The sequence below is a fragment of the Flavisolibacter ginsenosidimutans genome, assembly GCF_007970805.1.
Taxonomy (GTDB): domain Bacteria; phylum Bacteroidota; class Bacteroidia; order Chitinophagales; family Chitinophagaceae; genus Flavisolibacter; species Flavisolibacter ginsenosidimutans.
In genome coordinates this window covers 450,317-463,514 of sequence record NZ_CP042433.1, presented here as the reverse complement: position 1 = coordinate 463,514, position 13,198 = coordinate 450,317, and the positions used below count along the sequence as shown (strand labels likewise).

Annotated in this window: 14 protein-coding genes; 4 read left to right on the top strand and 10 right to left on the bottom strand. The window is 44.3% G+C overall.

Annotated elements, in window-relative coordinates; genetic code table 11:
* Positions 1–14: 14 nt before the first annotated feature.
* The 6 genes from FSB75_RS01790 to prfB form a co-directional block, all read right to left on the bottom strand.
* The gene (locus tag FSB75_RS01790) at positions 15–944 is read right to left on the bottom strand and encodes an aspartate carbamoyltransferase catalytic subunit (protein WP_146781854.1); all 930 of its coding nucleotides are present in this window, start codon (positions 942–944) and stop codon (positions 15–17) included.
* A gap of 57 nt (positions 945–1,001) precedes the next feature.
* Entirely contained in the window at positions 1,002–1,523 is a 522-nt protein-coding gene (gene pyrR / locus FSB75_RS01785; protein ID WP_146781851.1) for a bifunctional pyr operon transcriptional regulator/uracil phosphoribosyltransferase PyrR, read from the bottom strand.
* A gap of 138 nt (positions 1,524–1,661) precedes the next feature.
* Positions 1,662–2,246, bottom strand: a complete 585-nt coding sequence (locus FSB75_RS01780) for a porin family protein (protein WP_172623037.1) — start codon at positions 2,244–2,246, stop codon at positions 1,662–1,664.
* Positions 2,247–2,323: 77 nt separating this feature from the next.
* Complete coding sequence (locus FSB75_RS01775) at positions 2,324–2,920, bottom strand: porin family protein (RefSeq protein WP_146781845.1); 597 nt, start codon at positions 2,918–2,920, stop codon at positions 2,324–2,326.
* A gap of 76 nt (positions 2,921–2,996) precedes the next feature.
* Positions 2,997–4,640 carry an L-glutamate gamma-semialdehyde dehydrogenase gene (gene pruA / locus FSB75_RS01770; protein WP_146781842.1) on the bottom strand — a complete coding sequence of 548 codons (1,644 nt, stop codon included), beginning with the start codon at positions 4,638–4,640 and terminating at the stop codon, positions 2,997–2,999.
* A 31-nt stretch (positions 4,641–4,671) separates the two neighbouring features.
* A protein-coding gene (prfB, locus tag FSB75_RS01765; RefSeq protein WP_194162067.1) for a peptide chain release factor 2 occupies positions 4,672–5,764 on the bottom strand; the annotation gives its coding sequence in 2 pieces (ribosomal slippage) (positions 4,672–5,715 and positions 5,717–5,764; 1,092 coding nt in all).
* A 252-nt stretch (positions 5,765–6,016) separates the two neighbouring features.
* Here prfB and FSB75_RS21740 point away from each other — a divergent pair.
* The gene (locus FSB75_RS21740) at positions 6,017–6,175 is read left to right on the top strand and encodes a hypothetical protein (RefSeq protein ID WP_172623036.1); all 159 of its coding nucleotides are present in this window, start codon (positions 6,017–6,019) and stop codon (positions 6,173–6,175) included.
* A gap of 81 nt (positions 6,176–6,256) precedes the next feature.
* Here the strand turns inward: FSB75_RS21740 and FSB75_RS01760 are convergent, their stop codons facing one another.
* From FSB75_RS01760 to FSB75_RS01750, 3 genes are all read right to left on the bottom strand, one after another.
* A complete protein-coding gene (locus FSB75_RS01760; protein ID WP_146781836.1) occupies positions 6,257–7,114 on the bottom strand; it encodes a sigma-70 family RNA polymerase sigma factor in 858 nt (285 codons plus the stop codon).
* Between the two features lie 238 nt (positions 7,115–7,352).
* The gene (locus FSB75_RS01755; protein WP_146781833.1) at positions 7,353–8,651 is read right to left on the bottom strand and encodes a prolipoprotein diacylglyceryl transferase; all 1,299 of its coding nucleotides are present in this window, start codon (positions 8,649–8,651) and stop codon (positions 7,353–7,355) included.
* Between the two features lie 103 nt (positions 8,652–8,754).
* Positions 8,755–9,171, bottom strand: coding sequence for a BrxA/BrxB family bacilliredoxin (locus FSB75_RS01750; RefSeq protein ID WP_146781830.1), 417 nt, complete (start codon positions 9,169–9,171; stop codon positions 8,755–8,757).
* A 192-nt stretch (positions 9,172–9,363) separates the two neighbouring features.
* Here FSB75_RS01750 and FSB75_RS01745 point away from each other — a divergent pair, with 192 nt between their 5' ends.
* From FSB75_RS01745 to FSB75_RS01735, 3 genes are all read left to right on the top strand, one after another.
* The gene (locus FSB75_RS01745; RefSeq protein ID WP_146781827.1) at positions 9,364–9,798 is read left to right on the top strand and encodes an Hsp20/alpha crystallin family protein; all 435 of its coding nucleotides are present in this window, start codon (positions 9,364–9,366) and stop codon (positions 9,796–9,798) included.
* A 97-nt stretch (positions 9,799–9,895) separates the two neighbouring features.
* Positions 9,896–11,152: a hypothetical protein gene (locus FSB75_RS01740; protein WP_146781825.1), complete on the top strand. Its 1,257-nt coding sequence runs from the start codon at positions 9,896–9,898 to the stop codon at positions 11,150–11,152.
* Positions 11,153–11,295: 143 nt separating this feature from the next.
* On the top strand, positions 11,296–11,673 hold the full coding sequence (locus FSB75_RS01735) for a hypothetical protein (RefSeq protein WP_146781822.1): 378 nt from the start codon (positions 11,296–11,298) through the stop codon (positions 11,671–11,673).
* 51 nt (positions 11,674–11,724) lie between these two features.
* Here the strand turns inward: FSB75_RS01735 and FSB75_RS01730 are convergent, their stop codons facing one another.
* Entirely contained in the window at positions 11,725–13,125 is a 1,401-nt protein-coding gene (locus FSB75_RS01730) for a type III PLP-dependent enzyme domain-containing protein (RefSeq protein ID WP_146781819.1), read from the bottom strand.
* Positions 13,126–13,198: the final 73 nt, after the last annotated feature.

The window sequence follows — 13,198 nt, the reverse complement described above, 5'->3', positions numbered from 1 at the left end:
TGAAGCATGAATAATTAACTGTTTCCGGAACCAGACAAGAGATAAAGAGCTGCCATTCGAACCGCTACTCCGTTCTCTACCTGCTGCAAAATAATGGAGTTGTCGCTGTCCGCCACATCGCTATCCAGTTCCACGCCCCTGTTTACCGGGCCGGGATGCATGATGGTAATCTTCTTGTTTAGTCTGTTCAGCCTTTCCCGGTTGATGCCGTAGGCAAGACTGTATTCACGAACTGAAGAAAATAAAACCTGGTTTTGCCTTTCCAACTGGATGCGTAAAACGTTTGCCGCGTCGCACCATTGTAAGGCTTTGTCAACGTTGTACTCAACCCTAACCTCGAACGCTTCTTCGATGTATTTTGGAATTAACGTAGGCGGGCCGCAAACAACAACCTCCGCTCCCATTTTGTTTAACAGGTGTATGTTGCTTTGAGCAACGCGGCTGTGTAAAATATCGCCGACGATAGCTACCCGCAATCCTTTTAAAGTACCGAAAACCTCCAGCATCGAATACGCATCAAGCAAAGCTTGCGTCGGGTGCTCGTTAATGCCGTCACCGGCGTTGATAATGGCTGCTGGAATGTGCTTCGACAAAAAGTGCGGTGCTCCACTGGCACTGTGCCGCATTACCACCATGTCAACTTTCATGGATAAGATATTGTTCACCGTATCCAGCAACGTTTCTCCTTTTGAAACCGAAGAACCCGATGCACTAAAATTGATCACATCTGCCGACAATCGCTTTTGCGCCAGTTCAAACGAAATGCGTGTTCGGGTAGAGTTTTCGTAAAAAAGGTTGACGATGGTAACATCGCGGAGCGACGGAACTTTTTTTACAGGCCGCTGCAACACTTCTTTAAATTGTTTGGCCGTATCAAGAAGAAGAGAAATATCGGCAGGCGTAAGGTCTTTAATGCCGAGTAAATGTCGCGTAGAAAGTGCCATTAAAGTTCAAAGATAGCGGGTTTCAAATTTGGATTTTGCAATTTGAAATTGGCATTTTTAAATCAATACCACTTCGTCTTTGCCGTCTTTCTCCTGCCACAAGACTTTCACCTTTTGGGTAACGATGGAATCAATGGATTTGCCGGTGTAATCGGGTTGAATGGGCAACTGCCGGCTGTACCGGCGATCTATTAAAACCATCAGCTCAACTTTTGACGGCCGGCCAAAATCCATCAGCGCATCCAGCGCGGCACGAATGGTTCTGCCGGTGTATAAAACATCGTCAATCAGCACCACGGCCCTTTCTTCTATCGAAAAATCAATGGCTGTTTTGTTTGGCACGTGCAATTCTTTGCGAACGTCATCGCGGTAAAACGTAATGTCCAGCTTTCCGTAGTTTACCTGAAGGTTTGAAGTTTCGCGTTTTATTTCTTCCACAATTCTGTCCGACAAATAAACGCCACGGGGCTGTAGCCCGATGATAACTGTGTTCTGCAATTGCAGATGATTTTCGAGTATCTGGTGCGCAAGCCGTTTGATGGTAAGGTTAATTTGTTCGGCTGTTATGACAGTCTTCAAAAAATAAATTTTGATAAAAATAGAACTTCTGTTTTTATCAAAATTTGTTGAAGGAATTGCACAAATAAAAAAGCCTCCGCATTGCAGAGGCTCTTCCCGGGTCTTCTTTTGTTTATGAGGCAAACTGCTATTCCATGTTTATCTTCTTTTACCTGACTGCGCCTTGTGATGATGATCGAAAAGATAAAACACACCCAACTGCAAAACGCCGTTACGGTAAGCACCCGAATTGTTTTTGACAATTTTTGTTACACCAATGTTGTAGCGGGCATCCGCGCCAAAGCCTGAATAACCGAGATAACTAAAACCAAGAGGTATAGAAAAATCAACTGTTTTATAGCTGTTTGCTACATCGGTTTCCACGTCGCCAATTTTGTGTTTTGCCTCAATAAGAAAACCAACTTGCGGTCCGCCTTGCAAACGAAAGCCGTTGTCGAAATTGTACTGCAACAACAAAGGAACATTTATGTAATTCAACAAGAGTTTATCGCTTGATGAATACTTCGTGCCTTGGTTCGAATACATCACCTCCGGCTGCAAAGAAAAAGCCGGTGTAATGTGAATGTGAGCCAATATACCACCATTAAAGCCGGGCTTTAAATCACCGCCTGCGTTGGTAACCGTTGCCATGTTGAAACCAGCTTTTAAACCATACTTGGGAGCTTGTGCAAACAAGACGAAGCTTGACATCACTGCGACCGCACAAATAATAACTTTCTTCATAAACATTTTTTTCTGCTTTCTGCAAAAAGAAGGCCGTTTGCAAAAACGGCCATTAAATAATGATGTGGAAAACTACATTAGCGCCTTGATCTTGTTCCGTTCAACTTCAGGAACAAACCAATTTGAAGCACGTTGTTTTTAATGTCGTTCGAACCGGCGTTGTTGATATTGGTTAAACCAAGATTGTAGCGGGCATCAACACCAATACCCGACGAGCCTTGAAAGCCCAGTCCAAAGCCCAGGGCAACATCGGTATTTTTAAAATCCTGAGTGGTAAAATAATTTGTTTCGGTGCTGTTGATTTTATCGGACACGCTTGTAAGAAAACCGATTTGCGGACCTGCTTCGGCATAAACGCCACTGCCAATTTTGGCTTGCACCATTACGGGTATGTTGATGTAATTAAGCGCAAGACTGTGTTCATTTGACCCAAGTGTGTATTTGGTTCCCTGGCTTGAATAAACAACTTCGGGTTGTACCGCAATTTGCGGTGTAAGATTTATTTGCGCCAATCCGCCAACGTGATAAGCAAGCCGGTTTTGATAGCCTGCTCCGTTGCTGTTAGTTGTCCACGATGCCAAATTCAATCCACCTTTCAATCCGAAGTCAACGTTTTGCGCATGTACAGCGAAGCTTGCTGCGGCTGCAAGTGCAATGAAGAGAGTCTTTTTCATACGTTAGTATTTTATGGGGTGCAAACAAAAAGAAGGCCGCAATGGTTGCGGCCGTCAAATTTTATGATTGTCGTATTTAGATTCCTTCGCTTTCCCCTCGTAAAAAAGGATAGCGATAATCCGTTGCGGGAACAAAAGTTTCTTTAATGGTTCGTGCACTTAACCAACGATAAAGGTTGATCATGGAGCCTGCTTTGTCATTGGTGCCGCTGGCTCTTGCGCCGCCAAATGGCTGCTGACCTACAACGGCTCCCGTTGGTTTGTCGTTGATATAAAAATTACCGGCCGCGTTGCGCAACCGTTCAGTTGCCAATTCAACAGCAAAGCGATCCCGGGCAATTACAGCCCCGGTCAATGCATAAGGCGATGTTTCATCAACCAGATGCAACGTCTCGCCAAACTTGTCCGCATCGTAAACATGAATTGTAAGCACGGGGCCAAAAATTTCTTCACACATGGTCACATACTTCGGATCTTTTGCTTCAATAACGGTAGGATGAATAAAGTATCCCTGCGATTTATCATACGTTCCGCCAACAAGCACCGTTGCATCGGGAGATGCTTTTGCGTTGTCAATGTATTTCGCAATCTTGTCAAAACTTTTTTCGTCAATCACGGCGTTGATAAAATTGCCGAAGTCTTCAACGCTTCCCATTTTGAAAGAACTAACACCGGCAATTAATAACTGCTTTACTTCTTCCGCAATGTTTGAAGGAAGATAAGCCCTTGATGCCGCGGAACATTTCTGCCCCTGGTATTCAAACGCACCGCGAAGCAAAGCCGTGGCAACTACTTGCGGGTCGGCAGAACTGTGTGCAATCACAAAATCTTTCCCGCCGGTTTCGCCAACAATGCGTGGATAACTTTTATAATTGGATACATTCTCTCCTATCGTCTTCCACATTTGGTTAAACACACCCGTTGAACCTGTGAAATGAACACCGGCAAAATCGCGGTGCGAAAAACAAACCTTGCCAAGTGTAGGACCATCAACATAAATAAGATTGATAACGCCATCAGGCAAGCCCGCTTCTTTTAAAATGCGCAGGAACATTTGCGCCGAATAAACTTGCGTGTGCGCCGGCTTCCACACTACAACGTTTCCGCAAAGCGCAGCACTCGTTGGCAGATTGCCACCAATGGCCGTAAAGTTGAACGGCGTAATGGCAAGCACAAAACCTTCTAACGGCCGCCACTCAGTGCGGTTGTGCATACCCGCTGCGCTAATGGGTTGTTGCTTGTATATCTCGCTTAAGAAATGAACGTTGAAACGAAGAAAATCAATCAACTCGCAAGCGCTGTCAATCTCGGCTTGGTAAACATTTTTGCTTTGGCCCAACATGGTTGTGCCATTCATGTGATAGCGGTACTTAGTAGAAATGAGTTCAGCGGCTTTTAAAAAGATACCGGCACGATCTTCCCAGTTCATGTTTGCCCAGGCTTCCTTTGCTTCGAGTGCGCAATCAATGGCTTGCCGTACATGACTTTCGTTCCCTGCGTGATAATGACCGAGAAGAAATTTTTTCTCGTGCGGCGGATTCAACGCAACAAGTTTGCCCGTACGCACTTCGTCACCGCCGATGTACATCGGCACGTCAATCTGTTCGCTCTTTAGTTGCGTTAGAGTCCTTTTCAATGCTTCCCTTTCCGCAGAACCGGGAGCATAAGAATGAACGGGTTCATTGATCGGGATGGGATATGAAAATGTGCCGATGCTCATAAATAATTTTAAATTTTAATTCTGAATTGATTTACGCTTCCGCTTCTTTTTCCATCATCAAATACGCCTTTATAAAACCGTCCAGGTCTCCATCCATTACAGGACCAACATTGCCCACTTCATAATCGGTGCGGTGATCCTTAATCATCTTATACGGATGAAAAACATAGCTGCGAATTTGCGAACCCCATTCGATTTTTTTCTTGTTTGCGTTGGCAGCATCTTTGGCTTCGTTTCGCTTGCGAAGCTCCAATTCAAACAAGCGGCTGCGCAACATTTCCATTGCTCTTTCCCTGTTTCCAAGTTGCGAACGATCCTGCTGGCAAACAACTACAATGCCTGTCGGGATGTGGGTCAACTGAACCTTCGTTTCCACCTTGTTTACGTTCTGGCCACCGGCGCCGCCGCTGCGAGAAGTTTCCATCTTTACATCGGCTGGCTTAATTTCAATATTGATCGTATCATCTACCAAGGGATAAACAAACACGGAGCAAAAAGAAGTGTGGCGGCGGGCGTTGGAATCAAAGGGAGAAATACGCACAAGCCTGTGAACCCCGCTTTCCGCTTTTAAGAAGCCATAGGCAAAAGGTCCTTCAAACTGTATCGTGCAGGTTTTTATTCCGGCACCGTCACCGTCCACCCAATCTAAAATATCAACTTTCCAGCCCTGTTTCTCACCGTACATACGGTACATGCGTGCCAGCATCTCGGCCCAGTCCTGGCTTTCCGTTCCACCGGCGCCTGAGTTGATTTGCAGCACCGCCGTCAATTCGTCTTCGCGTTGATTGAGCGTACTTTTAAATTCAGCTTCTTCAATAGCATCTATGGCCTTGTCGTAAGCCCCCTTCACGTCCTCTTCTGCTCCTTCGCCTTCTTTCCAAAACTCAAAGAGCACGGCAAAATCTTCCACGGCAGTTTCTACCTGCTCGTAAAGATTAACCCAATACTCGTTCAGCTTAATTTCTTTTAAGATAGATGTGGCACGGGCATTATCATCCCAAAAGCCGGGCGAAAGCGATAGTTGCTTGTCGTTTCTAATTTTGTCTTCGCGGTTAGCGACGTCAAAGAAACCTCCTCAGGACGAGAACGCGGTCCCTCATATCTTTCAATTGTTCTTGTGTCATAGCGGGTGCGAAGATAAGTGAAAGCAGAAAAGGTTAGAGTCAAAGGTTCGGTTTAAGCCAGAGAGTTGCGTATTCTTTCGCAATTTTCACGGGCGACTGAATAAACGCAGCAAAGGGCAAAGTTCTGTTGTCTTGCGTGAACAGAATCACGTAATTTGATGCACCAGTCTAAACTGGCAAATCATTTGTTCTAGAAAAACTGTCCAGTCCGAACGGAAAGCCATTCTTGTTCACGAATTAAAATTGAAACGCATGGCTACCCCTAATGAACTCTCGCTGATCTTCGGACTTATTGTTTCCGCTTTGTTTTTTATTCAATACAAACGCTACGAAGCGCAGGCCGAGAAGGAAGAAATGCTCGATTCATTTTTGGACGATCAACCTTCACAATCACTTGCCGCAAACGCATAAAGAAACAGCCCTTGTCAACAAAGACAAAGGCTGTTTAAACCCATCAATTTGCTATTTTAATCTTCGCCGGCGGCGAAAGAATTATCCCAGGTAAGCTTTCAGAGCGCTGCTGTAGCGGGCTTTTTGCAAGCGTTTAATTGCTCTTTCTTTGATTTGGCGAATTCTTTCTTTTGTCAAATCATACTTCTGGCCAATCTGCTCAATGGTGGTTCCGTTCTCGCCGTCCAAACCAAAATAAGCGTTCACAATCTCTGCTTCTCTTGGCGAGAGAGATTTCAATACGCGGCGAATTTCGTTGCGCAGCGAATCTTTCATCACGTCTTCATCTGTATCGTCGCTTCCCTCAAGCAAATCTCCCATCGCTACATCTTCTGCTTCGTGCACCGGTGCGTCAAGTGATGTGTGGCGGGTATTGCTTTGAAAAATGTTGTTGATCTCCGTCTCACTCATCTCCAGTATGTCCGCCAATTCTTCGGTGGACGGCTCTCTTTCGTGTTCTTGTTCAAAAGCCATATAGGCCTTGTTAGCCTTATTATATGTTCCGATTTTATTCTGGGGTAAGCGAACCAAGCGGCCTTGTTCAGCCAAAGCCTGTAAAATGGACTGGCGAATCCACCACACAGCGTAAGAAATGAACTTAAAACCTTTGGTTTCATCAAAACGCTGGGCGGCTTTTATTAGACCAAGATTGCCCTCGTTGATCAAATCGCTGAGCGACAAACCCTGGTGTTGATACTGCTTTGCCACAGATACCACGAACCGCAGGTTGGCTTGAACCAGTTTGTCCAGTGCTCGTTGGTCGCCCATTTTAATCCGCTGCGCTAAAGTCGTTTCCTCCTCAGGCGTAATCATCGGTATTTTCGAGATTTCCTGAAGATATTTTTCGACCGCTTGCGAATCCCTGTTGGTTATCTGGGTAGCAATTTTAAGCTGCCTCATAAATGAATTTCCTTGTTATTAAATGAATAAATAGATGACAATGTTCAATTGCAGAAAGTTGCAACAAATAAGTTAATACCGTCCGAGACTGTCTGCAAAGGTAAACGGCAAAGCGCAAACATCATAACCATTTACAACAATTCTTTGCTGCAAAAATTGTACTATGCATAATTTTTAGCGCATCCGTTACTGCGTAAGACTTGCGCAGTAATAAAGAGAGGTGATTTCAAGACTTTATTCACACCGTTTTGGGTATGGCCCGGTTCTTTTGCGAAAGAATGACCCAAATCAAAATGCCCGCAATGACCAATCCCAAAGAAATAACTTCGGCTTGTGTAGGATGAAGACCGAAAAAATGAAGGCGGTTATTAACCCGTATTTTTTCAATGAAAAAACGCTCCAATCCGTTTAAAATCAGGTAAAGGCAAAAAAGGCTGCCGGCAAGCTTTAACTTTTTGCGAAACGACCAAAGAACAAAGAACAAAGCGGTACACATCAGCGTTTCGTAAAAGGGTGTTGGAAAAACAGGAACCGCAAGGCGATTGCAGTACATATCGTTGCAACCGGAAATTGGAACGCCCATTTTATTTACGTTGTGTGGATAATCGTAAGCAAACATCCAATTGGGAAGAAAACCAAGCACTGAAGGCTTCTCGAAAGATCTATTAGGCAATGAATCAAGGCGCCCGTAATGCTGAAAGAAATAAGCCGAATGCGCTTTAACTGTATCTCCAAAATCGCTTGTAGTAGCCAGAACAATCTTGTCGTTTGCATCTACTTTGTAAGCTGTGTTGTAAATGCCCCAATCACCATCACCTGCCACTTGGCAACCAATGCGGCCAATAGCATAGGCAATCATGAGTGACGGCGCAATGGCATCGGCCAAATGCCGCACACTGAAGCCGTTCTTGCGGGTGTAAATAACAATGGCGATGGCGGCGCAAATAAGGCCACCGTAAAAAGTAAGTCCGCCGCCTGAAAAAATATAATCTGAGGGGTGGTTTAGAAAATCATCCCAGTTTTCGAAAATATCAAACAGTTTGGCACCCAAAAGTCCCACGATCAGGGCAATGACTGTTATCTCTCCTACCCGGTCATGCGGCCAAATGCGAACCACTCTTTCCTCAGGAGTTTTGAGTTGTTGCTTTTTGCGTTCGCGCCATTTCATCCAAGCAAACAAACCACCCGCAAGCAAGCCAAGCCAAAGGCTTCCATTACCCGAAAAGATGTATGCCTGCGGATCTTTCACTGCATCAGAACCGATGAGAAAAAGCGCCAATATTTTAAATCCGAAAAGAAATCCCAAAAGGAAATTCACTACCAGTTCGGTCGTTGTTGCCGGACCACCGACAACGAGTTTGCGTTCGGTGGGCTTAAACAGGCCTTGTTCGCTTTTCCGCCGCAGCTCTTTTGACAACAAAGCAGCCGCCACCAAAAAAGCAATCGCTACAAAAAAACCAAACGAATTTATGAAACGGAGAAAACCAATCTTAACACCAAAAAAATCTTCGAAAACGTAGTAGAGGTTTGGATACATTGGCGAGTTTTACAATTCAAAAGTTCAAAGTTCAAAACTGATTCTTTATCAAACCAACTTTGAACCTTGAACGAGAAGCTCTTTAGCAGATAAAAGCTTTTGCTTAGTTGCAATATTGCTCAAAGGCATGAATCAGGTTGCTGGCAATCATTTGCGCCGAACGTCCTTCGATTTGATGACGCTCAATGAAATGAACCAACTCGCCGTTTTTAAACAGTGCAATGGCCGGTGAAGACGGTGGATAAGGCAACAAGTGTTGACGCAAAGTTTGTATAGCCTCGGTATCATAACCCGCAAAAGAGGTTGTCAGATGATCGGGTTTTTTGGTTGCGTTGTGCACGGCCATCAAAACACCTGGACGTGCGGTGCCTGCAGAACATCCGCAAACCGAATTAATCATCACCAGCGTGGTTCCTTCTTGCTTTAATTGTTCTTCTACTTCGGTGCTGCTAAGCATTTCTTTAAACCCATTTTCCGTGAGTTCTTCCTTCATGGGTTGTACTATTTGAATTGGATACATGTGTAAAAAATTTTCGCAAATCTACGAAACTGCAACAATAGCAAGTCAATCTTAGCTTTTCTTACAATCTGGCAGTATTAAGTTGGCTAAAACGCACTTATGGCAGGCGTTTGCACGATTTTTTGCACTGGTACAGCGTTTGAAAAACAAGAAGTGAATTCAAAAATTATTAATTATAAAACCTGATTTATTATGACGCTTGTACGCTTTCAAAACAGACCGAACGGCTACGCTTCTTTTAACAATTTGCTAAGCGACGTTTTACCGCAAATGCCGTCTTTGTATAAGGAAGATTTGAAAAATCCGGTACCTGTAAATATCCGCGAAACAGAAAAAGAATATGTGCTGGAATTGGTTGCGCCGGGCATGAAGAAAGAAGATTTCTCCGTAAAAATTGATGACAATTTGTTGACAATTTCAGCGGAGAAAAACGAAGAGGTTGCAAACGAAGGAGAAAAATTTGTGCGCAAGGAATTTAAATTTCAATCATTCAAACGCTCTTTCACATTGGATGAAAAAATTAACGCGGATGGAATCTCTGCACAATATGTTAATGGTGTTTTGACGCTAAACCTTCCGAAGAAAGAAGAAGTCAAACCCGCAACAAAACAAATTTCGATTCAATAACGATTTTCTCATAAGCAGTTGGTTTTGGTTTAACGACCCCCGTTTCTACGGGGGTTTTCTATTTTCAGTTTACTTTGCGCCAAGTTTGTCATAAGCCATGCGAAAACCATTTTTGTCTTTCTTTTTTCTTGTTGCATTTTTTTGTGCGAGGGCACAAGACACAGCCATTCTTTTTCGTCCGGATACTCTTGTGCCGCCGCCGGATATACCCTTGCGCATCATAAATCTTAATCCTTATTTCACCCTGCACGTTGACTCTACATTAAGCTATCAACTGCAGATCAATAAAAATCCAGACAACTATTTCTGGTTCCTGAAAAATGCGCCGGTCGGGTTGAAGATTGGCAAGGACAACGGACTTATAACGTTCAGGGCTGACAAAGCTTATTTTCTTTCTGGAAAATTAAGATACGACGTGCCTTACAAGGTGATGGCCGGGGTTCAAAACCTCAACGACCCGAAAGAAAGAGTGGACACAAGTTTTAGCGTTGTTTTCTTTAACACCGACATTGTTCCTTCCAAACTAAAGCCTACGGTTTACGGCAACATTTGGGTAGAAGAAGGCGAACCCGTTAGCTTCCGCATCATGTGCGAAACAGGCAGTTTCCCGATTGAGTCCATTTTGATGACGTCATCGTTGCCAATCAAAGATTACAGCGTTGTTCAAAAATGCGGCGATGAATTTAACTGGACGCCGGATTATGACGTAGCGAAAGAATCGGACACAGGCAAAGCAAAAAACATTCTGTTAAGCTTTATCGGAACGACCAAGATGGGTTTTAAGGACACCGCGACAGTGCGCATTATCGTTCGCGATGCGTTGAATTATCCGGTGGCCGTAGAGGAGTTTCAGCAAGCCGCAAAAAATGTTGACCGTTACGTTTTGCAATTGAAATTCACCTTTCTTCAATTGGATCAAAAGCTGCGGAAAACCAAAGGCGCCCGAACCACCTTTGACCTGACCTCGGCTTCTACCTCGCTAACAGGAACTATTTTGTCAACGTCAAGCGACCAGGGCTCGCAGCGTACGGGAAAGATATTGCCGAGCGTGGGCCTTGCGCTGGTACCCATTAAAGAGGCCGCTGTGCCCACCAAGGCCGTTGATCAAAACCAAGCATCGCAAATACGTTCAAACATTAAACGGCTCGAATACATGCGTCAGGAAAACCAGCTTGTGGGCAAAAAAGATCCGGATATTTTGCGCAAAACTGCCAAGTTGAAAGACGAACTGAAACAAGTGCAGATGCAGCTTATTGACGTTCCCATCGAACTGACAAATGACCTGTCAGAAGAGGAACTGAACCGCTATTTTAACAGCCCCAAAGTGAACAAAAAGTACCGCTTGAAAGGTTAACATCTCCTTTAGTGCGTTTACATATTCTTCACCGCTATGCAGCAGACACCGCTTTGTTAATATCATTGAAACCCGCGCCGGGCAATGCTTTTTAACCAATAATGGCGGGTTATTTGTCGGTAATAAAGAAAACGAGGTGTTATATGAAAGCTGTGAAATATTTATTGACTTTATTTGTTGCGGCGATCGTTTTCGCCAGTTGTACAACAACACAAAGAGTGTACGACGATGAGTTCGACGGCGCTGTAACCCGCAGGGTTGGAGATCGTGTTTACGTTGAGGATCCTTATTACGGAACCGTGATTTTGGAAAGAAACCCCGCTACCGGCCGTTATTACGACGTGACTAACGGCTATAACAGAGGTTATTATTCTTATCCTTACAACGGTTGGAACAACCGGGTTTACCGCGGATACGGAAACCGTGTGTACAGCCAGCCGAATAAAGGAACGTATCAAAGACCTCCGCAAGAGGCCCAGGGATCACGAGAAGAGGCACGAAGAAGAGTCTTGGGAAACTAAAAAATTAAATCCCGCCGTTGAGCGGGATTTTTTATGTGGCCTTGTGAAAGCTCATTTGATGTAACCAAGAATTTTCAACATGCTTTGCGCCGATTGCTCTTTCGCATAAACCCAATCAATCAACTTTCCGTTTTTGTCGTGTTCAATAATCACGTGTTTGGGCGAAGGAATCAGGCAATGTTTAATGCCGCCGTAACCGCTGATTTGATCCTGGTAAGCACCGGTGTGAAAGAAGCCAACGTACAAAGGCTCTTCGCCGGCCAACTTGGGCAAAAACACTTCGTTGATGTGCTCTTCCGAATCGTAATAATCGTGGCTGTCGCAGGTAATGCCGCCGAGTACTACTCGCTGATATTCATTCTCCCACTTGTTAATGGGCAGCATTAAGAATTTTTCGCCAATGCCCCAGGTATCGGGCAAGGTGGTGATGAAAGACGAATCAATCATGTACCAGTTTTCACGGTCATTCTGCACCTTCTCGCCAATAACGCTGTAAATGTGCGCCATGCTCTCTCCTACCGTGTAACTTCCAAACTCCGTGTAAATGTTCGGCATGGGCACTTTGTTTCGTTTACACGCGGCTTTGATGTTGCTTACGATTTCGTTAATCATGAACTGGTAATCGTATTCGAAACCAAGCGAGTGCTTGATGGGAAAGCCACCACCAATGTTGAGCGAATCCAGTTCAGGGCAAATCTTCTTAAGCTGGCAATAAAGGTTGATGATCTTGTTCAGCTCCGACCAGTAATAAATGTCGTCCTTGATGCCTTTGTTCAAAAAAATATGCAGCATCTTGAGTTGAAACTTGTCCTCGTAGCCTTCAATATTATCTACGTAAAACTCAAGAATGTCTTTGGCCCGAATGCCCAAACGTGACGTGTAAAATGGAAAGGTCGGTTCTTCTTCCGCCGCCACACGAATGCCCACTTTAAACGGAACTTTCACCGAACGGCGATAAGCTTGCAACTCTGCTTTGTTGTCCAAAACAGGCACCACGTTTTTAAAGCCGCTGTTCAAAAGTTGCGCAATGCGGCGTGTATAACCCTTTTGTTTAAAACCGTTGCAAATGATGTAAATGTCTTTGGTAATCTTCCGCTTCTCGTACAACTTCTTTATAATTTCAATGTCGTAAGCGTAGGATGTCTCCAAATGAATGTCGTGCTCCAGGGCTTCTTCCACCACAAAGCTGAAGTGTGAGCTTTTGGTGCAGTAGCAATAAAAATACTGCCCCTCGTACTTGTGCTTTTTTATGGCTTTGGCAAACATGTCTTTCGCCTTGTTTATCTGCATACCAATCTTTGGCAGGTAAGAAAGCTTGAGCGGCGTGCCGTACTTTTCGATGATTGCTTTCAAATCGAGGCCGTTAAACTGCAGATAACCATCTTTTACAAGCAATCCTTCCTGGGGAAAATTAAACGTTTGCTGAACGAGATCAATGTAGGTATTGTTCATTGACAGGCGAATGGGTTGTTCGGTTTTAAGATGGGCAAAAATATATAGAACTACGATTAACAGGAGTAAAATG

Coding starts and splice junctions, on each gene's coding strand:
- FSB75_RS01790 (WP_146781854.1), bottom strand. CDS start 944: ATGGCACTTTCTACGCGACATTTACTCGGCATTAAAGACCTTACGCCT.
- FSB75_RS01780 (WP_172623037.1), bottom strand. CDS start 2,246: ATGAAGAAAGTTATTATTTGTGCGGTCGCAGTGATGTCAAGCTTCGTC.
- FSB75_RS01775 (WP_146781845.1), bottom strand. CDS start 2,920: ATGAAAAAGACTCTCTTCATTGCACTTGCAGCCGCAGCAAGCTTCGCT.
- pruA (WP_146781842.1), bottom strand. CDS start 4,640: ATGAGCATCGGCACATTTTCATATCCCATCCCGATCAATGAACCCGTT.
- FSB75_RS21740 (WP_172623036.1), top strand. CDS start 6,017: ATGGCTACCCCTAATGAACTCTCGCTGATCTTCGGACTTATTGTTTCC.
- FSB75_RS01760 (WP_146781836.1), bottom strand. CDS start 7,114: ATGAGGCAGCTTAAAATTGCTACCCAGATAACCAACAGGGATTCGCAA.
- FSB75_RS01755 (WP_146781833.1), bottom strand. CDS start 8,651: ATGTATCCAAACCTCTACTACGTTTTCGAAGATTTTTTTGGTGTTAAG.
- FSB75_RS01750 (WP_146781830.1), bottom strand. CDS start 9,171: ATGTATCCAATTCAAATAGTACAACCCATGAAGGAAGAACTCACGGAA.
- FSB75_RS01745 (WP_146781827.1), top strand. CDS start 9,364: ATGACGCTTGTACGCTTTCAAAACAGACCGAACGGCTACGCTTCTTTT.
- FSB75_RS01740 (WP_146781825.1), top strand. CDS start 9,896: ATGCGAAAACCATTTTTGTCTTTCTTTTTTCTTGTTGCATTTTTTTGT.
- FSB75_RS01735 (WP_146781822.1), top strand. CDS start 11,296: ATGAAAGCTGTGAAATATTTATTGACTTTATTTGTTGCGGCGATCGTT.
- FSB75_RS01730 (WP_146781819.1), bottom strand. CDS start 13,125: ATGAACAATACCTACATTGATCTCGTTCAGCAAACGTTTAATTTTCCC.